Source organism: Nitrincola sp., assembly GCF_048264025.1.
GTDB lineage: Bacteria > Pseudomonadota > Gammaproteobacteria > Pseudomonadales > Balneatricaceae > Nitrincola.
Genome location: NZ_JBLXDN010000001.1, coordinates 44,099 through 68,172, shown reverse-complemented (window position 1 = coordinate 68,172; position 24,074 = coordinate 44,099). Strand labels below are relative to the sequence as shown.

Here is a 24,074-nt window from a genome sequence, read left to right as displayed (position 1 = left end):
TATCCTGAACAGTTAAAGTGGAATACGCATGAAATTTTATTACGCAGAACCTCAAAGCCTGCATGCTCCGGCGACAATGATCATGCGCGGCAAGATTATTGATTCGCCTGAAGGCCCGGTACGTGCCGATATTTTGCGCGCTACGCTGGATAAGCTGGATATCCAGTTGTCGGCACCTGAAGCTTTGGACAGTGAGCTGCAGCAGCAGCGTATCCGGGCACGCTTACAACAGATCCATACGCCTCGTTATCTGGACTTTCTGGAGACCATCTATCAACGCTGGGTTGCGTTACCCGGTGCTTCTGACATAGTGACTCCGAATACGCATCCTTGCGGGGCCGCTAGGATGTATCCCCAGCACCCGGTAGGGCTGGCCGGTTGGCATCTGAGTGATATGGCGTGCCCTATAGGACCGGATAGCTTCAAAGGTATTATGGCCAGTGCTGCTACCGCCGAAGCGGCCGCTGACAGCGTGTTGCAGGGTGCAGGCAGTGCCTATGCCCTCTGTCGTCCCCCAGGACATCATGCCGGACCAGAATTGGCTGGTGGTTTCTGTTATCTTAATAACTCAGCGCTGGCGGCTACCGTACTACGTGAGCAGTATGATCGGGTGGCTGTAGTGGATGTCGATCTGCACCATGGCAATGGCACCCAGACGATTTTCTATGAGCGCCCAGACGTCTGGACCGGCTCCCTGCATGCGGATACCCGGCAGTTTTATCCCTTCTTTTGGGGGCATGAAAATGAAACCGGAGTGGGTGCAGGGCAGGGCTTTAATGTCAATATGCCCTTGCCTATCGGAACCGCCGGGCAGGGGTTTCTGAATACCCTGGATGCCTTGTTGGAGCGCTTGGCTGATTTTCGGCCTGAGGCTGTCGTTATTGCCTTGGGACTGGATGCACATAAGGATGATCCCTTGGCGGGGCTTGCGCTGGAAACACAGGATTTTAACTCGATTGGTCGCCGCTTGGCCGATTTGAATCTGCCGACTGTGGTAGTTCAGGAAGGTGGGTATCCGACAGTGCATCTGGGTAACAATCTGGCGGCTTTTTTACAGGGTTTTCGTGGTGTCTGAAAGGGCATCTAATACAACAGCAATACAACAGCAATGAGAGAGACAGCATGACTATTACTTATCACGGCAGCAATCAGCGTATGAGCCAAATGACAGTGCATAATGACACAGTCTATCTGGCAGGCCAGGTGGCAGCCGATGCCAGTGCTGACATGCGCGGGCAAACAGAACAGATTCTGGCCGGTATCGATGCGTTGTTGGCACAAGCAGGCACAGCAAAGGACAATCTTCTGTCCGCTACCATTTGGGTGACAGATCTGGCCGAGTTTGATCAGATGAATGCTGCCTGGGATGCCTGGGTTGCACCAGGACGTCCACCGGTGCGCGCCTGTGTTGAAGCCAAGCTGGCCAAGCCGGAGTGGAAAGTTGAAATTATGGTAGTGGCAGCGCTTCCCTGAACAAGTAGCCTGAACAGATAGCTTGAGCTGCATCAACATTACGGCAGGTTGTACTCGACTGTTCAATACGGAGAGTTGTAATGCATGCAGGCTCAGGCTAGAGTTTTATTCAGGTGTTGAGCGTGAATATGACTATCAGAGAAAGGAAGAGTGTCATGAGCAAGATAAGCTTCACAGGGATGTTGCTGTTAGTTGCGTTGTCTGGGCCTTTATCTGCCGAAGTACTGACCATTAACCAGTTTCAGCCTGAAGTGCGCCCTGGTGATCAGATGTTCGTTAATGGCTTGTCTGAGCAGGCTGTGCTGAGCCGTTTTGGCGAACCCGTCAGAAAAGTTGCACCAGTAGGACAGCCACCGATCAGTCAGTGGGTTTATGATAGTTTTACCGTCTATTTCGAATACCAGACAGCCTTGCATGCCGTAACACACCGCAAGAATCCGCGATCATCTGACTAGCCTTGTCTGACTGATGTTATAGGCTCCAGGTGCATAGATACAGTGCATCTAAACTATTCAATTAATTAATAAAACATTATCAAACGATATAATTTATTAGTCTATATTCTAGACTAGGTATTTCTATTTTCTGTTTATAGTCTACTTTATATAAAGTGATGAAATAATTATATTTTTAAAATGTCCATCGGTTATGTGCGCCAACTAACAGACATCTAGATTTATTCAGTATTTCTAATGTTATTTCTTGCATAAAATATAAGGTTAATAGGTGCTGAGATGCTTAAAATAATCAAGTCAGTATTGGCTGCCTTTTTTGGCGTACAGTCTGAAGCTAACCGGCAGCAGGACTTTCAGTCAGTATCACCCTGGAAATTTGTTTTTGTCGGAATTCTTATGGCATTGATTTTTGTTGTTTTAGTCGCAACCATTGCCTGGTTCGCCGCTAATTAATTAAATTATTGCACCTTTTCATTTCCTGTCTATACTCAACGTAACAAAATACTGGCTGCATTTCCTTATTCATAAAAATAAAGGGGGGATTGATGGGCCGACTTATTCACACAGCTTTTAGTGTCGTGCTTCTGTCATTGTTTACTGGCTTTGCACAAGCATCATCAATAAATACCTCGTCCGGATGGAATATGCCGGTTGGTGTCACAGAAATCAGTCGGGAAGTGTACGGTCTGCACATGATCATTCTATGGATCTGTGTAGTGATTGCTGTGGTTGTCTTCGGGGTCATGTTCTATTCACTGATTACCTACCGTAAATCCAAGGGGGCAAAAGCTGCTCATTTTCATGAAAATACTACCGTTGAGATCATCTGGACTGCCATCCCATTAGTGATCCTGGTGCTGATGGCCGTGCCTGCAACCGCTACCCTGAAAAAAATGTATGACGCTTCAGAGGCTGATATCGATGTGCTGGTCACAGGGTATCAATGGCGCTGGCGTTATGAGTATCTTGAAGAAGATGTCAGTTTTTTCAGTAACCTGGCAACCCCCAGAGACCAGATCTATGCAGCCGATGCTAAGGGTGACAATTATCTGGTTGAAGTAGATGAGCCAATGGTGGTGCCTACCGGTAAAAAAATTCGTGTGTTGCTGACGGCCAATGACGTTATTCATTCCTGGTGGGTACCTGACCTGGCGGTGAAAAAAGATGCCATCCCAGGGTTTATCAATGAAACCTGGTTTGAGATCGATGAGCCGGGTATTTACCGTGGTCAATGTGCTGAGCTGTGTGGCCGTGATCACGCGTTTATGCCGATTGAGGTTAAAGCTGTATCCCCTGAGGACTATGTTGTCTGGTTAGATAGTCGCCGCGAGGCGGCGGCCGTTGAAGCCGCTGGGTCTGACCGTGATTGGGAAATGGATGAACTGATGGAACGGGGCATGGCAACCTACAACACCTACTGCTCTGCTTGTCATCAGCCTGAAGGGCAGGGGTTGCCACCCATGTTCCCGGCCTTGGCAGGCTCAGGTATTTCGATAGATCCAGATGCGCTGGAAGCTCATAAAGCAATTGTTTTACATGGTAGAACAGGCACCGCCATGCCAGCTTTCGGTGCGACGCTGTCACCGGCTGAAATCGCGGCGGTGATCACCTATGAGCGTAATGCCTGGGGAAATGATACGGGTGATCTTGTGCAGCCATCTGCCGTGCGTGCTTTGCTGGAATCACAATAAGAAGAGGTTAATGTTATGGCGTCTGATACATCGCAAGCGACTGTTCAGCAAAGTGTCAGTGATGTTGCACAGGGTGGTGCGGCACACGCAAGTCATGCAAGCCATGGACCGACTGGCATAATGCGCTGGGTATTAACCACTAATCACAAAGAGATCGGCTCCCTTTATCTGCTGTTCTCGCTGCTGATGCTGTTTATCGGTGGCACTATGGCGCTGGTGATTCGTGCTGAGCTCTTTCAACCGGGCATGCAATATATTCAGCCGGAATTCTTCAATCAGATGACCACCATGCATGGCTTGATCATGGTGTTTGGTGCAATCATGCCAGCTTTTGTTGGTTTGGCTAACTGGATGATTCCGATGCAGATCGGCGCGCCAGATATGGCACTGCCGCGTCTAAACAACTTCAGTTTTTGGTTATTACCGGTCGCTTTCGGTATTCTGTTATCTACACTGTTTATGGAAGGCGGCGGGCCGAATTTTGGCTGGACCTTCTATGCGCCGCTATCGACCACCTTTGCTCCACCTTCAACCAGCTTCTTTGTCATGTCGATCCATTTGGCCGGTATCAGCTCCATTCTCGGGGCCATTAACATCATTGCCACCATTCTGAACCTGCGTACCCCGGGTATGCGTTTGATGGATATGTCATTGTTTGTCTGGACCTGGCTGATTACGGCTTTCTTACTGATAGCGGTGATGCCGGTGCTGGCGGGTGTTGTTACCATGATGCTCATGGATATCAACTTCGGTACCAGCTTCTTCAATGCCGCCGGTGGTGGTGATCCTGTATTGTTTCAGCATCTGTTTTGGTTTTTCGGTCATCCCGAAGTCTACATCATGATACTACCGGCGTTCGGTATCGTGTCACTGATCGTACCAACCTTTGCCCGTAAACGTCTGTTCGGCTATGCCTCCATGGTCTATGCCACAGCATCCATTGCTGTACTGTCGTTTGTGGTCTGGGCTCATCACATGTTTACGGTCGGGTTGCCGCTCACGGCCGAACTCTTCTTTATGTACTCAACCATGCTGATTGCCGTGCCTACCGGGGTTAAGGTGTTCAACTGGATCGCCACGCTGTTTAGAGGGTCAATTACCTTTGAAGTGCCGATGCTGTTTGCGCTGGGCTTTATTGTGATGTTCACCATTGGTGGTTTGTCCGGGGTGATGTTGGCGATAGTGCCGGCTGATTTCCAGTATCACGATACCTATTTTGTGGTGGCCCATTTCCATTATGTGTTGGTGCCGGGTGCTTTGTTCGCGATTATGGCTGCCGCCTATTACTGGATGCCAAAATGGACCGGGCACTATGCCAATGAAACTCTGGGTAAATGGCATTTCTGGATGTCAGTGATTGGTGTCAATTTAACCTTCTTCCCAATGCACTTTTCCGGTCTGGCCGGTATGCCGCGCCGTATTCCGGACTATGCCCTGCAGTTTGCTGATTTCAATATGCTTTCATCGATTGGTGGTTTTATGTTCGGCTTCTCTCAGTTGATCTTTGTCTGGGTGCTGATTAAAGCCATACGCGGCGGTGAAAAAGCCCCGGCGAAAGCCTGGGAGGGTGCCGAAGGTCTGGAGTGGACCGTACCGAGTCCTGCGCCTCTGCATACATTTGATACGCCGCCAGCGTATAACCCGGCCACTGAATCACCGAGTCGACACTAGCATGCCGACAGATGCCAGGAGGTCGTCTCGATGAGTGTCAGCCAAACAGCTCAAGCCGGTGTAAAGCGAACCGTTAAAAAAACCCTCTGGGTGTTGCTGGGTATGGTGGGCTTTACATTGGCTTTGATACCTCTGTATGACGTTTTCTGTGAAGTGACCGGATTGAATGGAAAAACCGCCGATTCAGCGCAGATCATTAGTGCTAAAGGTGTGGATGAGTCGCGCCAGATACGCGTCCAGTTGGTGACTCGCAGTGGCAGTGGTTTGCCTTGGCGGTTGGAAGCTCTCGACTCCGTGGTGATGGTGCATCCGGGGCAGATCTCACAGGCGCGTTTTCAGTTCACTAATGTAGGTGATGAGCGCAGTTCTGGTCGTGCCGTGCCGAGCATCAGCCCCTCAGCGGGTGCTCGGCATTTTCGCAAGATGGAATGTTTCTGCTTCGAGCAGCAATGGTTGATGGCCGGTGAGACGATGCAGTTACCGCTGGTGTTTCAGGTCGACCCTGATCTACCTGCTGATATAAAAACATTAACGCTGGCTTATACGCTCTATCCGATGGATGAAGTGGTTGCCTTGGGAGGCTTTCGTGACTAGTCAATATTATGTTCCCCCAACCAGTAAATGGCCGATTATTGCTGTTGTGGTTATGGCCAGTACGGCCATAGGTGCCGGATCATTAATGAGTTATGGAACCGGCTTACCCTTCTTGCTAATTGGCCTGGTTGGCATTGCACTGGTGATGTATGGCTGGTTCCGTGATGTGGTCAGAGAGTCCATGGGCGGTCTGTATGATGCGCAGATGGACCGCTCTTTTCGACAGGGTATGGCCTGGTTCATCTTCTCGGAAGTGATGTTCTTTGCCGCTTTTTTTGGGGCACTGTTCTATGTTCGTGTATTTGCCTTGCCTTGGCTGGATGGCCAGGGAGCCAAGGGTGTTACCGCGTTGCTTTGGCCTGATTTCACCGCCAGTTGGCCGTTGATGCAGACTCCCGATCCAAGCATTGGAGGTCCGACTGCGGTGGTGAATCCCTGGACCCTGCCACTGATTAATACTCTGCTGCTGGTGTCATCCAGTGTGACCCTGACCATTGCTCATCATGCGCTGAAAGCCGGTGAGCGCCTCAAATTGCGTAACTGGTTAATAGCGACGCTGGTGTTGGGGTTTGTATTCCTGATCATTCAGGGAATCGAGTATGTCGAAGCCTGGAATCATCTCGGGTTAACGCTTCAGGCGGGTATCTACGGCTCTACCTTTTTTATGCTGACGGGTTTTCATGGGCTGCATGTAACCATTGGTGCCATTGTGCTGGCAGTATTATTAGTGCGGGTACTCAAAGGCCATTTCACTGCTGATAACCATTTTGCCTTTGAAGCGGGTGCCTGGTATTGGCACTTTGTTGATGTGGTGTGGATAGGTTTGTTCCTGTTTGTTTATGTGTTCTGAGTGCAAGGCTAATCAAGTGAGTATTCCCTGTGAAAAGCCATAGACCAACAGGACCATCAGTATCACGGCCAGGGTGATTCGCAGCTTCAGGGATGTCAGTGTGCGTCTTGATGCAGAGGCATCTTTAAGTAAAAAGCCGGCACCGGCCGCTAAACTGATTAACATAGCAATAAAGGTGAGGGCTATCAGGAGCTTTAGCATGAATCACTCCGAAGCGCTGAAGCGCAGGGGTTATAAAGCACCCAGTCGATCAAAAAATACGCGACAGGTCAAGCGTCTTATCAGTCTGACGTTATGGTGGGGATTATGGATGAGTCTGATGTTAGTTGGTTTGGCACTGGCAAATTGGCAGTGGCAACGCGCCGCGGAGAAAACTGAATTGCTGACCCAGTGGGCCGCAACCGAGATGCTGTACAACCCAGTGGTTGAGCCTGAAAATCTGGCGCAAGTGACGCTGACGGGGCATTTTCTGGCTGAGGAAACCCTCTGGCTGGATAACCGGATTCTACAAGGGCAGGTTGGCGTGGCCGTATTGACTCCCTTTGTGTCTGATTCAGGGCATTGGTGGCTGATACAGCGTGGTTTTATTGCAACAGTGGTTGATCGTCGTGTGGAACCCGAAGTTACCACGCCTAATTCCTCACTAGAGGTAAGTGGCTACTGGCAACAACTTCAGCAGGGCAACCTGGTGTTCGGTGATAATCGCGAAGGAAACCGCCTGCAGTCCCTTGATCTAAGTCCATGGAGTCATCTACCGCAGCCACATTTTCAGGGTGTAGTGCATCAAAGTGCGGGTGATGGGCAACTGGCCAGTTGGTGGAAGCCCAGTCAAATGCCACCTGAACGGCATATCGCTTATGCTGTTCAGTGGCTTTGTCTGGCTGTGCTTGCCTTGGTAGTCGCTGTGATAGGGCATCGTGTTCTGTATCGTAAAACCTGCCAGCAGGATAACTTATGAAATCGCGTATCAAGCTCATTCTTTTGATTCTGATTCTTGCTGCGCCCATGCCGATGGCCTGGGCAATGCTGCATTGGCAAATTGGCATTCCTGAATCAGATGTAGCCAAGGGGGAGCTTCACCATCAGCTTCCACCCTTAAGTGAGTGGCCACTGGACTGGCAGGCCAATGATCGCTGGCTGCTGGTCTGGAGTGCACCAGACGTCTGTGGATCTGAATGCCTGGCTCAAGCAGATCAGTGGTGGCGTATGCACCGAGCACTCGGGCGCCAGGCTATTCGGGTAGAGCGCTTGCGCTTAGCCGGTCAAGAACAGTCAGTATTACCGGGAGAGACCCAGGTTCTGTGGCAGGACAGTCGACCGGATTGGGCTGGAGACTTTCAGGTTTGGCTGGTTGATCCGCAGGGCATTGTTGTGACCCGTTATGCCGCGTTTGCTGAAGTGCGGGATGTGCATAAAGATCTGGAACGTTTGCTGAAACGCAACCCTGAATGAAATGACTGCTATAGTTGTAACTAGATAACAATAACAAGAGGTGATGATGGTGCGAACTGACGACAACCTCCAGGGCCGATCCCGACAGGCGGTTAACCGGGCCTTGTATCTGTCTGCTATAGGGGTTGGGTTTACCTTTGTAGTTATTCTGGTTGGGGTTTGGACGCGTTTGGTGGATGCTGGACTGGGCTGCCCTGACTGGCCTGGTTGCTACGGTGCATTGGTCGTTCCTGATGCACAACGCGCGGCTGGTTTTGCACCGGATGTGCCCCTTGAGCCGTTTAAAGCCTGGATGGAAATGTTTCATCGTTATATTGCCTCAGGCCTCGGTCTGGTGGCATTGACACTGGCCTTGATGGCTTGGAGAAACCGTCAAATTCCGGGCTATCCTGTCGTTGTTAGCTGGATCTTGCTGGGGATTATCTGTTTGCAGGGTGCCTTTGGTGCCTGGACGGTTACCCTGAAACTTTGGCCTCAGATCGTAACGCTGCACCTGTTGGGTGGATTTACTGTGCTGGCAACATTTTTCTGGCTGCATTATCAACTGAAAGCTTGTCGCCGATCTGAGCAACGAAATATGCATCTGCCCAGGCTCTGGTGGCTGGTTAGCTTGTTGTTAGTGGCTCAGGTTGCTTTGGGTGGCTGGACATCCAGTAATTATGCTGGGATTGCTTGTACCGGTTTCCCTACCTGTAACAATGAGTGGTGGCCTGACTATATGGACTTTGACGAAGGCTTTCATCTGACCCAAGAAGTCGGTCCCAATTACCTCTATGGTCAACTACATGCCGGAGCCCGCACGGCGATTCATTACACGCACCGCTTGGGAGCTCTGGCGCTGGGGTTGGGGTTACTGGTATTGACGCTACATTACAAACGCCACAGGAGCGCACGTCCCTGGTTACTGGCAGCTCTGGGTACCTATTTGCTGCAGGTATCACTGGGTGTCATTCTGGTATTGAATGCGCTGCCTTTATCCGTTGCCCTGTTGCATACCGCGGGTGCTGCACTGCTCATGCTGCTGCTGTTACGCAGTGGTTGGTCGCTGGGTATTAACGAATCCGCATCACAGGCTTATTGTTACAGGAAGGTGGTTCATGCGTAATACAGAACTGGTTATACATCCAAAGCAGGAGCTGGTTTCCTACTTGAGCCTTGCCAGGGATTATTTTGAGCTGGGCAAGCCGCGTGTTGTGTTGGTGATGCTGGTGTGTGCGGCTGTAGGTATGGCCCTGGCCGTCCCAGGTATACCCAATATGCTGTTGGTCGTTACTGGCCTGCTAGGTATCGGACTGGCCGCAATGGGAGCGGCTGCATTCAACCACTTATTGGATCAGCGTCTGGATAAACTGATGTTGAGAACCTCTCGACGGCCTGTTGCTGAAGGGCGAATTCGTGGCTGGCAGGCTGGAGTTTATGCCACGCTGTTGTCCTTGGCCGGATTAGCACTGTTGTGGCTAGAGGTGAATCCACTGACATCCATGCTGACAGCCATGGCGCTGCTGGGATACGCGGTGATTTATACCGCATTCCTGAAACATGCCACCCCGCAAAATATCACTATTGGTGGACTGGCAGGAGCGGCACCGCCCTTGTTGGGCTGGACTGCCATGACCGGTCAGCTTAACCCGGATGCCTTGTTGCTGGTATTGATAATTTTTGCCTGGACTCCCCCACATTTCTGGGCGTTGGCAATTCATAAGCGTGAAGAGTATGCCAAGGCCGGGGTTCCCATGCTGCCGGTAACTCACGGTATTGATTTCACTCGCCTGCAGATCTGGTTATATGGATGGCTGACAGTAGTGGCCACACTATTGCCATTTGCCACCGGCATGAGTGGTTGGATATACCTTTTCGGAATTGTATTACTGAACAGCCGGTTTATGTACTGGAACTGGAAAGTCTGGCGTGGGAATGATCCTAAGGCGCCACTTTCTGCATTTTGGTTTTCAATACGCTACATTTTATATCTATTTGGTTGGTTGTTACTGGATCATTACGTCACATTAGTGTTCTAAGAAATAGTGCTCTAAGAAATTAGGTGTTCTTGCTGTGAAAATAATAATAACCAGATCCTTGATCTGAATAACAAAGGGTGGCCTGGCCACCAAGGAGATACACTATGCTACTACATCAAATCAGTGGAGTTATGTTTCACCAACAAAGTATCTGGACGAATATTCGCGAGCGTAATTACACCTTCGTTGAATGTTATACCCATGCGCTGTTGTGGCTCTGTGCCATAGCACCGGTATCCTTCTTTATCGGAACAACGCAGGTTGGCTGGAGTATAGGCACCGGCGATTATGTCAAACTGTCAACTGGCAGTGCTTTTATGATTGCCGTGGTGTTTTACATTGCTCTGTTGGTTGGTGTGGCTTTTATGGCACATGTTATTCACTGGATGAAAAAAACCTACGGGGCTGATTCTGATCTGGAACATTGCATGGTGTTGGCTACCTGTACTGCTACACCGCTACTGTTGGCCGGTATCACCGGTTTGTGGCCGATGTTGTGGTTTGTGGTTGGGGTAGGCTTGGTAGCACTGGCCTACACGGTTTTCATTCTTTACTCCGGTGTGCCCGAGTTGATGAATATCCCGGCTGACAGGGGTTTTATGTTTTCCACATCGATTCTTACGGTGGGCATGGTAGTACTGGTGAGCATGCTGGCATCTACGGTAGTGTTGTGGGACTTAGGGATAGCACCGAGTTTTGTCTCAGGCTGATCAGTAAGGCTACCCGAAAGCGGTACTATCTGTGGCACAATAAGGCCCTGGTTTGGGGGAACTCAACCAGGGCCTTCTTACTGAGTAACTTAAGGGGACACTGTGCGACGATATTATTGGCCTTTGTTTATAGTGGCAGTATTGGTATTTGGTCTTGCTGTGTTCTGGGGATTGCAACAGTCAAAGCTGTCCCGCAGCCTGCCGGACTCGCTGGTACTGTCCAGTTTGCAAGGGCAACCTGTGGATCTGAATGACTTTCAGGGACAGCCGGTGGTGATTAATTTCTGGGCAACCTGGTGCCCGCCCTGTATCCGTGAGATGCCACTGCTGGCAAGCTACGCAGAAGAGGAAGGCTTAACGCTGGTATTGATCAATCAGGGAGAAACCGTGGATGTTATTACTGATTATCTGGATAGCGCTGGATTGACCTTTGAGCACCTATTACTCGACCCCCGACAAGCCGCATTGCAGGCCATGCAGGTGCGAGGTTTGCCGACCACACAGTTTTTTGATGCTGAGGGGCGATTGGTCAATGAGCACACGGGCGAGTTGCATGATGAGCAGCTGCAGCAGTTTGTGCAACGTTATCTGCAATGATCAGGACTCAGCGTTGGTGCTCATAAACACAGAGGTTTACTGCGCTGGCCAGGTTAAGTGATTCGATTAGTCCGGCACCCGGAATGGTAAAGGCTTTTGCCTGCATAGCATCCAACTGCGCACGCGGTACGCCGCGGGCCTCATTACCAAATAGATAACAGTCACTTTGTTGAAAGGCTGGTGTGGTTATGGCTTCACCTTGCATATCCAGGCAGGCGATCTGGTTAAAGCGCCCAGACAAGGATTCCAGAGCGACATCCTGCTCTAGCGGTACATGAAAAATAGCGCCCATGCTGGCGCGGATCACCTTGGGATTATAGGGATCGACACTGTCTGGGCTTAGTAGACAGCGAAAGCCACCGAACCAACCTAATGTGCGCAAAATAGTACCCAGATTACCTGGGTCCTGTATCTGATAGAGATAAATAGCGACATCGGTAGCTGTATAAATCGGCTGTATCGCTTGAGTAGGCACTACCGCCAGAATACCTTGGGGAGACTTGGTATCTGAGATGCCCGCCATCTGTTTGCTGCTGATGACCTGCTTGTTGAATGACGTTGACCAGTCAGCATAATCCTCGGTTACCAGCAGGATACTTGCCTGGAGCCCTGTTTGCTTTTGGGCTGCTTTCTCCAGCTCCAGTACCAGATGCTCACCCTCTACCAGGCACTGGCCAAATTCCTGGCGATACTTTTTCTGCTGCAGTTTTTTGATGGCATCCAGTTTCATGCTTCAAGCCCCTGATTGTGACATGATATCTAGCGCCAAGGCTTCAGCTACTTTAATGCCATCAATACCGGCCGATAGTATGCCACCGGCATAACCGGCGCCTTCGCCAGCCGGATAAAGTCCACGCACGTTCAGGCTTTGCAGGCTGTTTGCATCTCGGGTAATGCGGATAGGGGAGGAGGTACGTGACTCTATCCCGGTCAATACGGCATCCTCACGATCAAATCCACGGATTTTCTTGCCAAAGGCTGGCAGGGCTTCACGTATAGCTTCAATGACATAATCAGGCAGGGCATCAGCCAGGTCACAGAGTTTGACACCAGGTTGATACGACGGGATCACTTCGCCGAGCGTCGTTGATGGACGGCCTTTGATAAAGTCCCCGACCAGCTGTGCTGGAGCGCTGTAGTCACAGCCGCCCAGTTGATAGGCAATGGCTTCGAGCTTTTCCTGCAGCTCTATGCCGGCTAAGGGACTGCCGGGAAAATCCTTCTCTGGATCAATGCCTACCACGATGCCAGCATTGGCATTACGTTCTTTACGCGAATATTGACTCATACCATTGGTAACGACCCGACCCTCTTCCGATGTTGCCGCCACAACCTGACCACCAGGGCACATGCAAAAGCTATATACAGCGCGGCCATTCTTAGCATGGTGTATCAGTTTGTAATCAGCGGCTCCCAGGGCTTCATGACCGGCATACTTGCCCAAGCGTGCATTGTCGATCATGGATTGTGGGTGTTCGATACGAAAGCCGATGGCAAAGGGCTTTGGTTCAATAAACACCTGCTTGCGGTGTAGCATTCTGAAAGTGTCACGGGCGCTGTGACCTAGAGCCAGTACGACATGATTGCTGGGAATTTGCGTACCGTCGGCAAGTTCCACACCACGAATTTGCCCTGCATCGATGATCAGATCGGTAACTCTGGATTCAAAGCGTATCTCACCACCTAGCGCGATAATTTCCGCGCGCATTTTGGCAACCACACTGGTCAGACGGAAGGTGCCGATATGCGGTTTGCTGACATACATAATGTTGTCCGGTGCACCTGCCTTGACGAACTCCTGCATCACCTTGCGGCCATAAAACTTGGGGTCCTTCACCTGACTATAGAGTTTACCATCGGAAAACAGGCCTGCGCCGCCTTCACCATACTGCACATTGGACTCAGGAGAGAGTTGGTGTTTGCGCCATAACGCCCAGGTGTCCTGCGTTCTTTGACGCACATTACGCCCACGCTCCAGCACAATAGGTTTAAAGCCCATCTGAGCCAGAATCATTGCCGCGAACAGGCCACAAGGTCCAAAGCCAATAACGATAGGGCGTTCTGTCAGTCCTTCCGGCGCACAGGCGACGGGATAATAGACCGTATCCGGTGCTGGAATAACCTGTGGGTCATCTTTAAAACGCGTCAGTACCTCCTCATCGTCTGGGGTGCTTAGATGAATAATGTATACGAAGGAGATCTCGGTGTTTTTCTTGCGGGCATCATAACTGCGCTTGAATACACTGAAACTGAGTAGTTCTTCATCCCTGAGTAACAAACGCTCCAGGATGGCTTGACGCAGTGCCGATTCTGGGTGATCAAGGGGTAGCGACAGTTGAGTAAGGCGAATCATCTTGGCGTTCCGGACGGTAGGGGGCAATCTGTAATCTGAACTGCAAAGTATACCTGTCAGCCTGGATAAAGTCAGTCTGAGTAGTGGGTTTAGCTGATTTATGGTGGCCATAATTTGATGCAAGCAGCAACCATGGCTTGACGAGTTGATTTGGATTAGCTATATGATTTGTAGGTGATTGATTGGCTTGGGTAAGATATTTGATAGATTACATTATTTTAATATTGCTATAATAATATAAATTAATATGGGATGTGATTTTAAATGAAAACATGGAGCTTTCAAAATGTTTGTATAATTCTAATGATATTTATGTTGTTGGTTTTTTCAGTACACCTTTTTGCTATTAAGGATCAATACAATAAACAAGAACGATTCTCAAGGGAGTTGCTTGCCCATGCTGAAGATGTATCCACTCAATTGCTTGATGCCACGAAAGAAGTTGAAAATGAAGATATCAATCGCTGTGATGAAAATAGTCTTGATACTATCAGAAAAATAACACATAAATATTTATATGTTTATGATTTAGGTATTGTCGAGAATGATGCGATAATATGTACAGCTAATTGGGGTAGGTTGCCCTACCCAGCTTCACTCCCGATGGACTTTTATACGACAAAGTCTGGATTTTTTTTATATTCAATGGTCCCAGGTATCTTTCCTATCACACTGGAGTTAGACATCACCAGAAGAAAAAATATTGCTGCATTTACCGCCTACTTTGCTTTTCAAACGTTTTTAACCAGTGATGAAGGGTTTTCATTCTCAATTGAAACAACGACAGACAATCATGCCTTTATATATTATGAATCTCCCGATCAGAAAACCACATGGGTTGATTTTCCATTTCTAGATGATCTTGTAGTTAATACGTCGTTATGCAGTAATATATATTCATACTGTGTGCATACATTTAATTATCGTTCTGGATTATTATATTACGATAAGGCTTTTGTTTTTTTGACATTATTGTTTAGTTTTATGTTGAGTTATGTTGTTTTCTATGCGGTTAGCTCGTATCTTTATAACAAAAATTCAATGGAATATAGACTAAGAAGAGCAATTTTAAATAGAAGGCTACATATGGAGTATCAGCCTATTTTATCCCTGAAAACCTCTGAAATTGTTGGTGTGGAGAGTTTGGTAAGATGGGATGATGAAGTATATGGAAGGGTTTCACCAGAATTGTTTGTTAGTATTTCAGAAAAAATAAAACTCTACAAATATGTGGCCTATCAAACAGCTGCCTTTTCTATTGATGAAATGGCTTCAATTTTAAGGGAGAGAAAGGACTTCTTCTTGTCAATTAACGTTAGTACTTATGAAATAACTGAGAATAGCTTTTTAGAGTATTTGAAGGCAAAAGTTGTGGATAATGGTATAGATGTACATCAGGTGAAAATAGAGATTACAGAAAAAATAGCAGTATCTCTTAGTGTGTTATCAGATTTTTCCAATCGAGCAAGGCATTACGGGTTTAGGGTTTCGTTAGATGATTTTGGAACAGGTGTTTCTAATCTGGTATGGCTTACCGAAATTAATTTTAACGATATTAAAATTGATAGAGTTTTCACACAGTCATTAAATGATGACTTTAAGAAAATAATGGTTTTTTCTATAATAAATTTGGTTTCTGGATTGGATAAGCAGTTGATTTTTGAAGGGGTAGAAAATATTGATGAGCTTGAATTGATACGAGAATATTGTGATGATGCTTATGTGCAGGGGTGGTATTTTTATAAGTCAATGCCTAAGGTTGAGTTGAGTAAGGTTCTTGATGCTAGTTTTTAAAGAGTGTTTTTGATAAAAATATTTCAATATGTGATTTTGGTTGATAAATGTTAGTATTTTTAGTTAAATGTTATATTGATGATCGATTAAATTAGAGAATATGCTTTTAAAATGATAATGCTTAATATCCGAAATTTTATTTTAATTATAGCAATATTTTTTTCGCTAATTGTGTTGGCACATGTTTTTGCTATTAAAAATCAATATGAAAAACAGAATGAATTTTCTGATAAGTTGCTTGAGCATGCTGAACTGGTATCTACGCAACTACAAAATGCTATTGATGAGGCTAAAGAAATAGAGATAGAAAATTGTGATGAATACAGCCTGGGTGTTATTAGGCAAATAACCCATAAGTATTTATACGTATATGATTTGGGACTAATTGAAAACGAAGTGGTTAAATGTACTGCTAATTGGGGAGTTTTATCACCACCAATCTGGTTACCTAAAGATCATCATGTTGATGGTAGGTTTTTGCTATATTCAATGGTTGGTGGTCTATTTCCGATAGAAATTGATCTGGATATCACACGGAGTGATAATATAGCTGCTTTTACAGCTTACTTTGCTTTTCAGCCATTTTTAAGCAGAAATGATGATTTTTCATTTTCAATTGAAGCGACTTCTGATAATCATGTGTTTGTTAATTACGACTCGCCTGCACAGAATATCAAGTGGATGAATTTTTCTATTATAGATAGTGTCAGGGTGAATACATCAGTATGTAGTAGCTTATATGGGTACTGTGTGCATACTTTCAATAAACGTCCTGGTTTATTATATTATAAAGTGTCTTTGGTTTTGACGATTTTGTTAATTGGTTTTGTTTTTAGCTGTGTGATTTTTTATGCGGTTAATTCATATTTTTATAATAAGGGGTCAATTGAGTATAGGTTAAGAAAAGCTATTCTTAATAAAACCTTATACATGGAGTATCAACCAATCATTTCTTTGAAAACTTCTGAGATTATTGGTGTGGAAAGTTTGGTTAGGTGGGATGATGAAGTGTATGGAAGAGTTTCACCAGAATTATTTATTAGTATTGCCGAAAAAATTAAGCTTTATCAGTATGTGGCTTATCAGACAGCAACATCTTCTATTGATGATATGGTTTCTGTTTTGAAAACTAGAAAGGATTTTTTCTTGTCAATTAATGTAAGCACATTTGAAGTTACTGAAGAGAGTTTCTTGGTCTATCTGAATAAAAAAGTCCTTGATAATGGTATTAATCCTAATCAAATTAAAATTGAAATTACTGAAGAAATAGAAGTACCACTCAACGTACTTTCAGATTTTTCTAATAGAGCAAAGCGTTGTGGGTTTAGAGTTTCCTTGGATGATTTTGGTACAGGTGTGTCTAATCTGGTTTGGCTTACTGAAATTAATTTCGATGACATTAAAATTGATAGGATATTTACCCAGTCATTAAATGATGATTTGAAAAAGGATATGGTCCTTTCTATAATAAATTTGATTTCTGGATTGAATAAGCAGTTAATATTTGAAGGTGTTGAAAATACTGTTGAACTTGAGTTTATAAAGAACTATTGCGATGATGCGTATGTGCAAGGCTGGTACTTTTTTAAATCAGTACCTAGGCATGAGTTAATTGAGATATTGAATGATGACTACTCAAACTCTACTGCTTATATAAGTTGATGTTTTTATATGTGGCTCAGGTGATTGGCCTGTCCGGCGATGCCACGTACAATGCCAGTTTTAAGATGGTAAAGGTGAAGCAGCAACTATGGCACGATCAAAAAGTAGTAACCGCTGGTTGGATGAGCACGTCAATGACCCCTATGTAAAGCAGGCGCAGGTTGATGGCTATCGCTCTCGGGCCAGTTATAAACTGCTGGGGATTAATGAGAAAGATAAGCTTATCAAACCGGGTATGCTAGTGTTGGATCTTGGCTCGGCACCGGGTGGTTGGTCTCAGGTGGCATCAAAACTGGTTGCACCAAAAGGCAAGGTGATTGCTTCCGATATTCTACCCATGGACGCTATGGCCGATGTTGAATTTATTCAAGGTGATTTTACTGAGCAGGCTGTTTTTGATCAGATCATGGCCGCTGTTAATGGTGATCCAGTGGATGTAGTGATTTCAGATATGGCGCCTAATATCAGTGGTGTGTCGGCTGCAGATCAGGCCGCCTCCATGTATTTGGTTGAGCTGGCGTTGGATATGGCTTGCCAGGTATTGAAACCCAACGGTAATTTTGTTGCCAAGGTGTTTCATGGTGAAGGCTATGATGATTATATCAAATCGCTGCGTGATCATTTTGCCAGCGTAGTGATCCGCAAGCCAGAAGCGTCACGCTCTCGCTCACGAGAAGTGTTTGTCGTAGGCAAAGGGTATAAAGGCTAACTCAAACAGCGGTGCTATCTTAGACGCTCAACGATTACACTGGCAGGTTCCGGCTTGCCAAAGAGGTAGCCCTGCAGCAGATCGCAGTCATGAATGCTGGCTAGGAAGTAGGCTTGCCCCTGAGTCTCCACACCCTCTGCCACGACCTTCAAACCTAGTGCATGTGCCATAGAAATAGTTGCTTCACTAATCGCGGCATCGTTAGGATCAGTTTCGATATCGCGTACAAAGCTGCGATCCAACTTAAGGGTATCAATTGGCAGACGTTTGAGATAGGCCAGAGACGAGTATCCGGTGCCAAAGTCATCAATTGCCAAGCTGACTCCCAGGTGACGCAAATCCATCAGTTGACTAATACAATGCTCTGGATTATCCATGGCAACAGATTCGGTAATTTCAAGCTCCAGCTCACCAGATTTTATAGCATAGCGCTGCATACAAGCTGCGACTTGAGTGACTAAGCGGGCTGAGCGTAATTGATGCGATGAGAGATTGACCGCGATGCGAATGTTGATGATGCCTTCATCATGCCAAAGCGCTAATTGACGGCAAGCTTCTTCAAGCACCCAGGCACCAATCGTTTCAATCAGACCACTTTCTTCTGCAACAGGAATAAAGCGCAGGGGAGGTACTAGCCCTTGTTTAGGGTGGTGCCAGCGTATCAGTGCTTCGACAGCGAGTATTTTCTGTGAACGGGCACAAACCTGAGGCTGGTAATAAAGCCTGAATTCAACTATTAACTGCAACACCCGCTTATATTCTGTCGCAATTGCTCTTTAAAAATTACGTCTGGTTGAATGAAACCCAGTATTTTCCTGGGACGCAGGTTCAGCCTTACTTGAGCCTTTGCAATCAAGGCTTGGGTTACTGTCCGCAAATCCGTGCCCTTGGGTATGTATTGACGCAAGAGCCCATTTGCATTTTCGTTTGCGCCACGCTGATAAGACGCATAGGGGTCTGCAAAGTAAACATCAGTTTCCAGTTCACGAGCAATGCGTTCATGGTCAGCGAATTCTAAGCCGTTGTCGGCGGTAATGCTGTGAACCAAAGCTTTGAAAGGCTGTAGCATATCTATCGTTGCTTCAGCCACCGCATCGGCACGTTTACTAGTCACTTTCCTAACTAAATAAAAGCGGCTTTTTCGCTCTAAAATAGTTACGATAGCCCCCGTTCCTTGTTTGCCAATGACCGTGTCTATTTCCCAGTCTCCATAGCGGCCTCGATCATCAATAATCCCAGGCCTATCGTGTATTGAGCGCCTACCCAGGATACGGCCCCGCTGCTTGTGAAGCCGCTTTTTATAACGTTTCAACCGATGTCTCAGGTGGGTGAACAAGGTGCCACCCTCATTAAAATCAGCCAGTACATAGTTATAGATCCACTCGTGACTGACGGTGTAACCAATCCTGGTGCAAATAGCCGATATCTGCTCAGGACTCCAGTCAAGTTCGAGCATGAACTCAACGGCATTCCTTGTGTTCTCACATATTCGCTTAGCTTTTGGCTTTAAACGGCGAAATAATGAGCGCTGTTGAGCTCTATCGGGGTCATAGTGACCTGCTTCATTTTTGTTACGTCGCAACTCTCGATTGACGGTCGAAGGTGCAATGTTTAGCTTTCTTGCAATCTCTCGCTGCGAAAAATCCTGTGAGAGCAGCAAAGAAATCTGGTATCGTTGTCCCTCGGTCAGCTGCCGATAACTCATGTGTAGATCTCATTTTTTTTGGTCGAAAAATAAGGCTACCACATTTCGGTAGCTGGCCTCTCTCCGACCTGGCCCATCACATGAGTGTTGCGGTTATTATCTGAATTCAGGGAGTTTTAGTTTTTATAAGCTAAAGCATTTACTAGTATGTCGTTGAATGAACGATATTATTAAAATTATGTTACTGTGTAAACACAAATAATTATCATTGCTTGTGTGTGGTTATTCGCTGTCCTTGCAGTAGAGCAGATCTATTAAGGCACTTATGACCAGAAAATTTCAATAAAATGTCATTAAATTGAAACATTTTACTCCTAGTATCTGGTCTATACCAATCTATACTCAGGAGACATCATGAAAAACGCACCGTTTCACTCCCTGAAAAAAACAGCTGTTGCACTTGCCCTGGGTTCTGTCATGGCAGTACAAGCGGTTTCAGCGACAGAGTTGACTGTTTATACCGCTGTTGAGTCTGATGACCTACAGAAATATGCCGAACGCTTTAATCAGGCCCATCCTGAGATCAGCATTCGTTGGGTGAGAGACTCCACCGGTGTTATGACTGCCCGTCTGCTTGCCGAAAAAGAGAATCCTCGTGCCGATGTGATCTGGGGATTGGCGGCAACCAGTCTGCTGATGCTGGATAAAGAAGAGATGCTGCAGCCATACGCGCCAGCCGGTGTTGAAAATCTGGATCCAAAATTCGTTGATGCCAATAATCCACCGGCCTGGGTCGGAATGGATGCCTGGGTAGCCGCAATTTGCTACAACACGGTCGAAGGTGAAAAGCTGGGTGTGCCTATGCCAACCAGTTGGGAAGATCTGACCCGTCCGGAATATCAGGGCCATGTGGTGATGCCAAATCCTAACTCGTCTGGAACCGGTTACCTGGATGTGTCTAGCTGGATCCAACTCTGGGGTGAAGAAAAAGCCTGGGAATTCATGGATGGTCTGCACAATAACATCAGCCGTTACACCCATTCAGGTTCAGCGCCTTGCAACCTGGCTGGTTCGGGTGAAGCGGTTGTGGGTGTGTCCTTTGCTTTCCGTGCCGCCCGCCTGAAATCTCAAGGTGCGCCGGTTGAAGTAGTGTTTCCGTCTGAAGGTTTAGGCTGGGATATGGAAGCTGCTGCGATCGTTAAGGGTACTCAGAATCTGGAAGCCGCCAAAACCCTGATGGACTGGGCTATCAGTCGTGAAGCCAATGAGTTGTATAACGAAGGCTATGCCGTGGTAGCCATGCCAGGGGTTGCCCAGCCAATTGAAAACTATCCAGCCGATATTGTCGATCGCATGATCAATAACGATTTTAGCTTCTCGGCCGTGAACCGTGACCGCATTCTGCAGGAATGGCAGCGTCGTTACGATGGTAAGAGTGAAGCGCGTTAAGTATCAGTAGGACTGAACACGGCAGGTGAGAGCATGGATGCTCCACCTGCTTTTTAATTGGAGTTATCCCTATGCATGCATTGCAGAAATCATCCATAACGGCGTTTGTGCCGCAAACTTCCACCTTGGCTGGCAGCCATCATAGCTCACCACAAGTGTGTCTGAAAATTGAGGCCCTAACCAAACAGTTTGGTGAGTTCACCGCACTTAAGACCATAGACCTGGAGATCTTTGAGGGTGAGTTTGTTTGCTTTCTGGGTCCATCCGGGTGCGGTAAGACCACCTTGTTGCGTGCTATCGCCGGACTGGAGATGCAAAGCAGTGGGCGAATTTTTCAAATGGATAAAGAGATTTCCACACTACCGCCACAAAAGCGTGATTTTGGCATAGTGTTCCAGTCCTACGCCCTGTTCCCCAATCTAACTATTGCTGACAATATTGCCTACGGTCTGAAAAGTCAGGGTTACTGTAAAACACGCATCCGCGAGCGGGTGCAGGAGCTACTGACACTGATTGGTCTGGAGGGCTCGGATGCCAAATATCCGGCGCAGTTATCCGGAGGGCAACAGCAGCGTGTAGCGCTGGCGCGCGCGTTGGCGACTGAGCCTGGGTTATTGCTGCTGGACGAGCCGCTGTCAGCATTGGATGCACGGGTGCGTTTGCACCTGCGTCAACAGATCAAGTCATTGCAGCAGGCGCTGGGTGTAACAACCGTTATGGTCACCCATGATCAGGAAGAAGCGTTGACGATGGCTGATCGCATTGTGGTGATGAATCATGGCGTTATTGAACAGATCGGTACGCCAGAAGAGATTTACCGTCATCCGGTCAATGCCTTTGTGGCCGGGTTTGTTGGCAGTATGAATCTGCTGCCGGTTGAGGTCGCATCGGCGTCAGGTGTGCAGTTGGGTGTTCAGCATCTACCCTGTCTTCCACATGAGTTAAATAATGGTGATTCAGCCTGTCTGGGTATCCGTCCTGAAGAGGTCGTGCTGACCGAGCATGACGATGAAAACAGCGCGCTGGAAGCACGGGTGGTACATGTCGAGTATCTAGGTTCATTTATGCGCGTAACTTGCGACCTGTTAATGCTAGATCAACAGCTAGTAGTGGATTTGCAGCATACTGATGCCGAACGTATGACCGTTGCCGTTGGGCGAGAAGTGTTTTTGCAGCTGCCGCAGTGCTACTGCCGAATTTTTGTGCAACAGGTGCATTGACATGAGCACTACTAGCTTTCCTATGGCCCGATTGGCTGACTGGCGCTATAAAATCAACGCAGAAATACTACTTAAGTTATTGTTTCTGCTCGCAGCACTTGCACTGATGCTTATAGGTCTGGTGCTGCCACTTTACACCATGCTGCTGAAAAGTTTGCAGAATGGCAGCGGTGAGTTTATCGGTTTGGTGAACTACAGGTATTACTTTTCTACGCCTGCACTGGTTAATTCGATACTGAATTCTTTCTTTATAGCCTTCGTTACTATGCTATTGGTGGTGTCGTTGGCGTTCATGTGTGCCTATGGCATTACCCGTACCTGCATGCCGGGGAAAAAGTTGTTTCGTATGCTGACGCTGTTGCCAATCCTGGCACCTTCGCTGCTGCCAGCCATCAGCCTGGTGTATATCTTTGGTACTCAGGGTTATATGAAATCCCTGTTGGGAGATACCAGCATCTATGGGCCTGTCGGTATCGTGATCGGTATGTGTTTCTGGATATTCCCACATGCCCTGATGATCCTGATTACCGCTCTGTCCAATAGTGATGCGCGTTTATATGAAGCCGCCAAGGTGATGAAGACCTCGACGTTTCGAACCTTTATGACCGTCACGTTGCCGGGAGTTCGATACGGCTTGATGTCATGCGCATTTGTGGTGTTCACCCTGGCCATTACCGATTTTGGTGTACCCAAGGTCATCGGTGGGCAGTTCAGCTTGTTGGCAACGGATATTTACAAGCAGGTTGTCGGCCAGCAGAACTTCCAGATGGGGGCCGTTGTAAGCGTCATACTCTTGTTACCTGCAGTATTCACCTTTATTGCTGATCGCTGGGTACAACGCAAGCAAACAGCACAGTTGTCATCCAGAGCGGTGCCCTATCAGCCCGAGCCCTCTCCAATGCGTGATTGGCTGTTTGCCCTGCTTTGCTATGCAGTTGCTGCGGTGATTGTGCTGGTGATTGGTACCGCTGTGTATGCTTCGCTGATTCACTTTTGGCCCTATAACTTGAACTTTACCCTGAATCACTACAGTTTTGACGGTCTCGGGGGGAGTGGCTGGGAGTCCTGGTTTAACTCCTTGAAAATGGCTGGATCAGTGGCACTGATCGGCACGTTGGTGATTTTCACCACCGCCTGGCTGGTGGAAAAAAGTAAGGAATTTCCGTTACTGAGACAGACTGTGCACCTATTTGCCATTTTACCTATGGCGGTGCCGGGTATGGTGTTGGGTCTGGCGTATATCTTCTTTTTTAACCATCCAAACAATCCGCTGAATGTGCTCTACGGCACCTTGGCGATTATGATTTTGAACACTCTGATACATTTTTATACCGTGTGCCATCTGACCTCGATGACGGCGCTGAAACAACTGGATCCGGAATTCGAGTCGGTTGGGTCATCGCTCAAAGTGCCCTTCTGGCGTACCTATACCCGTGTAACGCTGCCGGTCTCATTGCCCGCGGTGTTAGATATTTCGGTGTATCTGTTTGTGAATGCCATGACAACGGTATCGGCGGTGGTCTTTCTGTATGGGCCGGACACGCGTTTGGCGGCGGTTTCAGTCCTGCATCTGGATGAAGCCGGTTACTTTGCCAGTGCGGCGGCGATGGCGGTGCTGATATTGTTGACCTCTGTGGCTGTGAAGATACTGCATGCGCTGGTGACTCATCTGTTACTTAAAAAAGCTCAGGTCTGGCGGCATCGTTGATCCCTCTAAGACCACTCTACATA

25 protein-coding genes are annotated in these 24,074 nt (G+C 47.5%); 20 read left to right on the top strand and 5 right to left on the bottom strand.

What is annotated here, in order from left to right; all coding sequences use genetic code 11:
• The first annotated feature begins 28 nt into the window (after window positions 1–28).
• The 8 genes from ACN0R1_RS00320 (at window position 29) to ACN0R1_RS00285 (ending at window position 6,734) form a co-directional block, all read left to right on the top strand.
• Window positions 29–1,075 (top strand): histone deacetylase family protein, encoded by a 1,047-nt coding sequence (locus ACN0R1_RS00320; RefSeq protein WP_417578756.1) that lies wholly within the window; start codon window positions 29–31, stop codon window positions 1,073–1,075.
• Window positions 1,076–1,122: 47 nt separating this feature from the next.
• Complete coding sequence (locus tag ACN0R1_RS00315) at window positions 1,123–1,473, top strand: RidA family protein (RefSeq protein ID WP_417578754.1); 351 nt, start codon at window positions 1,123–1,125, stop codon at window positions 1,471–1,473.
• Between the two features lie 155 nt (window positions 1,474–1,628).
• Window positions 1,629–1,928 (top strand): hypothetical protein, encoded by a 300-nt coding sequence (locus tag ACN0R1_RS00310; RefSeq protein WP_417578752.1) that lies wholly within the window; start codon window positions 1,629–1,631, stop codon window positions 1,926–1,928.
• 279 nt (window positions 1,929–2,207) lie between these two features.
• A complete protein-coding gene (locus tag ACN0R1_RS00305; protein ID WP_417578750.1) occupies window positions 2,208–2,381 on the top strand; it encodes a DUF2970 domain-containing protein in 174 nt (57 codons plus the stop codon).
• 92 nt (window positions 2,382–2,473) lie between these two features.
• On the top strand, window positions 2,474–3,619 hold the full coding sequence (gene coxB / locus ACN0R1_RS00300) for a cytochrome c oxidase subunit II (RefSeq protein ID WP_417578748.1): 1,146 nt from the start codon (window positions 2,474–2,476) through the stop codon (window positions 3,617–3,619).
• Between the two features lie 15 nt (window positions 3,620–3,634).
• A complete protein-coding gene (gene ctaD, locus ACN0R1_RS00295) occupies window positions 3,635–5,290 on the top strand; it encodes a cytochrome c oxidase subunit I (protein WP_417578746.1) in 1,656 nt (551 codons plus the stop codon).
• Window positions 5,291–5,320: 30 nt separating this feature from the next.
• The gene (locus ACN0R1_RS00290; protein WP_417578744.1) at window positions 5,321–5,884 is read left to right on the top strand and encodes a cytochrome c oxidase assembly protein; all 564 of its coding nucleotides are present in this window, start codon (window positions 5,321–5,323) and stop codon (window positions 5,882–5,884) included.
• On the top strand, window positions 5,877–6,734 hold the full coding sequence (locus ACN0R1_RS00285; protein ID WP_417578742.1) for a cytochrome c oxidase subunit 3: 858 nt from the start codon (window positions 5,877–5,879) through the stop codon (window positions 6,732–6,734). Before ACN0R1_RS00290 ends, ACN0R1_RS00285 begins: the two co-directional genes overlap by 8 nt.
• A 12-nt stretch (window positions 6,735–6,746) precedes the next feature.
• Here the strand turns inward: ACN0R1_RS00285 and ACN0R1_RS00280 are convergent, their stop codons facing one another.
• Window positions 6,747–6,935 carry a DUF2909 family protein gene (locus tag ACN0R1_RS00280; RefSeq protein ID WP_417578740.1) on the bottom strand — a complete coding sequence of 63 codons (189 nt, stop codon included), beginning with the start codon at window positions 6,933–6,935 and terminating at the stop codon, window positions 6,747–6,749.
• Between ACN0R1_RS00280 and ACN0R1_RS00275 the strand changes: the two genes are divergently transcribed.
• The 6 genes from ACN0R1_RS00275 (at window position 6,934) to ACN0R1_RS00250 (ending at window position 11,511) form a co-directional block, all read left to right on the top strand.
• Window positions 6,934–7,692 carry an SURF1 family protein gene (locus ACN0R1_RS00275; RefSeq protein WP_417578738.1) on the top strand — a complete coding sequence of 253 codons (759 nt, stop codon included), beginning with the start codon at window positions 6,934–6,936 and terminating at the stop codon, window positions 7,690–7,692. The genes ACN0R1_RS00280 and ACN0R1_RS00275 overlap by 2 nt on opposite strands.
• Entirely contained in the window at window positions 7,689–8,186 is a 498-nt protein-coding gene (locus tag ACN0R1_RS00270; protein WP_417578736.1) for a hypothetical protein, read from the top strand. Before ACN0R1_RS00275 ends, ACN0R1_RS00270 begins: the two co-directional genes overlap by 4 nt.
• 49 nt (window positions 8,187–8,235) lie before the next feature.
• Window positions 8,236–9,291 (top strand): COX15/CtaA family protein, encoded by a 1,056-nt coding sequence (locus ACN0R1_RS00265; protein ID WP_417578734.1) that lies wholly within the window; start codon window positions 8,236–8,238, stop codon window positions 9,289–9,291.
• Complete coding sequence (gene cyoE, locus ACN0R1_RS00260) at window positions 9,284–10,204, top strand: heme o synthase (RefSeq protein WP_417578732.1); 921 nt, start codon at window positions 9,284–9,286, stop codon at window positions 10,202–10,204. The genes ACN0R1_RS00265 and cyoE overlap by 8 nt, the downstream gene beginning before the upstream one ends.
• Before the next feature lie 104 nt (window positions 10,205–10,308).
• The gene (locus ACN0R1_RS00255) at window positions 10,309–10,914 is read left to right on the top strand and encodes a Yip1 family protein (RefSeq protein ID WP_417578730.1); all 606 of its coding nucleotides are present in this window, start codon (window positions 10,309–10,311) and stop codon (window positions 10,912–10,914) included.
• Window positions 10,915–11,016: 102 nt separating this feature from the next.
• Window positions 11,017–11,511 (top strand): TlpA family protein disulfide reductase, encoded by a 495-nt coding sequence (locus ACN0R1_RS00250; RefSeq protein WP_417578728.1) that lies wholly within the window; start codon window positions 11,017–11,019, stop codon window positions 11,509–11,511.
• 7 nt (window positions 11,512–11,518) lie between these two features.
• On the opposite strand, the gene ACN0R1_RS00245 is transcribed toward ACN0R1_RS00250, so the two are convergent.
• Window positions 11,519–12,241: a TrmH family RNA methyltransferase gene (locus ACN0R1_RS00245; protein WP_417578726.1), complete on the bottom strand. Its 723-nt coding sequence runs from the start codon at window positions 12,239–12,241 to the stop codon at window positions 11,519–11,521.
• 3 nt (window positions 12,242–12,244) lie between these two features.
• Window positions 12,245–13,864 (bottom strand): NAD(P)/FAD-dependent oxidoreductase, encoded by a 1,620-nt coding sequence (locus ACN0R1_RS00240; RefSeq protein WP_417578724.1) that lies wholly within the window; start codon window positions 13,862–13,864, stop codon window positions 12,245–12,247.
• 264 nt (window positions 13,865–14,128) lie between these two features.
• Between ACN0R1_RS00240 and ACN0R1_RS00235 the strand changes: the two genes are divergently transcribed.
• From ACN0R1_RS00235 to rlmE, 3 genes are all read left to right on the top strand, one after another.
• Window positions 14,129–15,658, top strand: a complete 1,530-nt coding sequence (locus ACN0R1_RS00235) for an EAL domain-containing protein (protein ID WP_417578722.1) — start codon at window positions 14,129–14,131, stop codon at window positions 15,656–15,658.
• A gap of 111 nt (window positions 15,659–15,769) precedes the next feature.
• Window positions 15,770–17,320: an EAL domain-containing protein gene (locus ACN0R1_RS00230; RefSeq protein ID WP_417578720.1), complete on the top strand. Its 1,551-nt coding sequence runs from the start codon at window positions 15,770–15,772 to the stop codon at window positions 17,318–17,320.
• Between the two features lie 88 nt (window positions 17,321–17,408).
• Window positions 17,409–18,029: a 23S rRNA (uridine(2552)-2'-O)-methyltransferase RlmE gene (gene rlmE / locus ACN0R1_RS00225; protein WP_417578718.1), complete on the top strand. Its 621-nt coding sequence runs from the start codon at window positions 17,409–17,411 to the stop codon at window positions 18,027–18,029.
• 14 nt (window positions 18,030–18,043) lie between these two features.
• Here the strand turns inward: rlmE and ACN0R1_RS00220 are convergent, their stop codons facing one another.
• Together ACN0R1_RS00220 and ACN0R1_RS00215 are read right to left on the bottom strand one after the other, a co-directional pair.
• Window positions 18,044–18,778 (bottom strand): putative bifunctional diguanylate cyclase/phosphodiesterase, encoded by a 735-nt coding sequence (locus tag ACN0R1_RS00220; RefSeq protein WP_417578716.1) that lies wholly within the window; start codon window positions 18,776–18,778, stop codon window positions 18,044–18,046.
• Window positions 18,766–19,734, bottom strand: a complete 969-nt coding sequence (locus tag ACN0R1_RS00215; RefSeq protein ID WP_151053932.1) for an IS30 family transposase — start codon at window positions 19,732–19,734, stop codon at window positions 18,766–18,768. Before ACN0R1_RS00215 ends, ACN0R1_RS00220 begins: the two co-directional genes overlap by 13 nt.
• Window positions 19,735–20,088: 354 nt before the next feature.
• Between ACN0R1_RS00215 and ACN0R1_RS00210 the strand changes: the two genes are divergently transcribed.
• The 3 genes from ACN0R1_RS00210 to ACN0R1_RS00200 all read left to right on the top strand — a co-directional run bounded on the left by ACN0R1_RS00210 (window position 20,089) and on the right by ACN0R1_RS00200 (window position 24,051).
• The gene (locus ACN0R1_RS00210) at window positions 20,089–21,123 is read left to right on the top strand and encodes a putative 2-aminoethylphosphonate ABC transporter substrate-binding protein (RefSeq protein WP_417578714.1); all 1,035 of its coding nucleotides are present in this window, start codon (window positions 20,089–20,091) and stop codon (window positions 21,121–21,123) included.
• Window positions 21,124–21,194: 71 nt separating this feature from the next.
• Complete coding sequence (locus ACN0R1_RS00205) at window positions 21,195–22,343, top strand: putative 2-aminoethylphosphonate ABC transporter ATP-binding protein (protein ID WP_417578712.1); 1,149 nt, start codon at window positions 21,195–21,197, stop codon at window positions 22,341–22,343.
• Window position 22,344: 1 nt separating this feature from the next.
• Window positions 22,345–24,051, top strand: coding sequence for a putative 2-aminoethylphosphonate ABC transporter permease subunit (locus ACN0R1_RS00200; RefSeq protein ID WP_417578710.1), 1,707 nt, complete (start codon window positions 22,345–22,347; stop codon window positions 24,049–24,051).
• Window positions 24,052–24,074: the final 23 nt, after the last annotated feature.

Bases quoted from the DNA above. Each gene is read 5' to 3' on its own strand.
- ACN0R1_RS00320 (WP_417578756.1), top strand. From the start codon at position 29: ATGAAATTTTATTACGCAGAACCTCAAAGCCTGCATGCTCCGGCGACA.
- ACN0R1_RS00315 (WP_417578754.1), top strand. From the start codon at position 1,123: ATGACTATTACTTATCACGGCAGCAATCAGCGTATGAGCCAAATGACA.
- ACN0R1_RS00310 (WP_417578752.1), top strand. From the start codon at position 1,629: ATGAGCAAGATAAGCTTCACAGGGATGTTGCTGTTAGTTGCGTTGTCT.
- ACN0R1_RS00305 (WP_417578750.1), top strand. From the start codon at position 2,208: ATGCTTAAAATAATCAAGTCAGTATTGGCTGCCTTTTTTGGCGTACAG.
- coxB (WP_417578748.1), top strand. From the start codon at position 2,474: ATGGGCCGACTTATTCACACAGCTTTTAGTGTCGTGCTTCTGTCATTG.
- ctaD (WP_417578746.1), top strand. From the start codon at position 3,635: ATGGCGTCTGATACATCGCAAGCGACTGTTCAGCAAAGTGTCAGTGAT.
- ACN0R1_RS00290 (WP_417578744.1), top strand. From the start codon at position 5,321: ATGAGTGTCAGCCAAACAGCTCAAGCCGGTGTAAAGCGAACCGTTAAA.
- ACN0R1_RS00275 (WP_417578738.1), top strand. From the start codon at position 6,934: ATGAATCACTCCGAAGCGCTGAAGCGCAGGGGTTATAAAGCACCCAGT.
- ACN0R1_RS00280 (WP_417578740.1), bottom strand. From the start codon at position 6,935: ATGCTAAAGCTCCTGATAGCCCTCACCTTTATTGCTATGTTAATCAGT.
- ACN0R1_RS00270 (WP_417578736.1), top strand. From the start codon at position 7,689: ATGAAATCGCGTATCAAGCTCATTCTTTTGATTCTGATTCTTGCTGCG.
- cyoE (WP_417578732.1), top strand. From the start codon at position 9,284: ATGCGTAATACAGAACTGGTTATACATCCAAAGCAGGAGCTGGTTTCC.
- ACN0R1_RS00255 (WP_417578730.1), top strand. From the start codon at position 10,309: ATGCTACTACATCAAATCAGTGGAGTTATGTTTCACCAACAAAGTATC.
- ACN0R1_RS00245 (WP_417578726.1), bottom strand. From the start codon at position 12,241: ATGAAACTGGATGCCATCAAAAAACTGCAGCAGAAAAAGTATCGCCAG.
- ACN0R1_RS00240 (WP_417578724.1), bottom strand. From the start codon at position 13,864: ATGATTCGCCTTACTCAACTGTCGCTACCCCTTGATCACCCAGAATCG.
- ACN0R1_RS00235 (WP_417578722.1), top strand. From the start codon at position 14,129: ATGAAAACATGGAGCTTTCAAAATGTTTGTATAATTCTAATGATATTT.
- ACN0R1_RS00230 (WP_417578720.1), top strand. From the start codon at position 15,770: ATGATAATGCTTAATATCCGAAATTTTATTTTAATTATAGCAATATTT.
- rlmE (WP_417578718.1), top strand. From the start codon at position 17,409: ATGGCACGATCAAAAAGTAGTAACCGCTGGTTGGATGAGCACGTCAAT.
- ACN0R1_RS00215 (WP_151053932.1), bottom strand. From the start codon at position 19,734: ATGAGTTATCGGCAGCTGACCGAGGGACAACGATACCAGATTTCTTTG.
- ACN0R1_RS00210 (WP_417578714.1), top strand. From the start codon at position 20,089: ATGAAAAACGCACCGTTTCACTCCCTGAAAAAAACAGCTGTTGCACTT.
- ACN0R1_RS00205 (WP_417578712.1), top strand. From the start codon at position 21,195: ATGCATGCATTGCAGAAATCATCCATAACGGCGTTTGTGCCGCAAACT.
- ACN0R1_RS00200 (WP_417578710.1), top strand. From the start codon at position 22,345: ATGAGCACTACTAGCTTTCCTATGGCCCGATTGGCTGACTGGCGCTAT.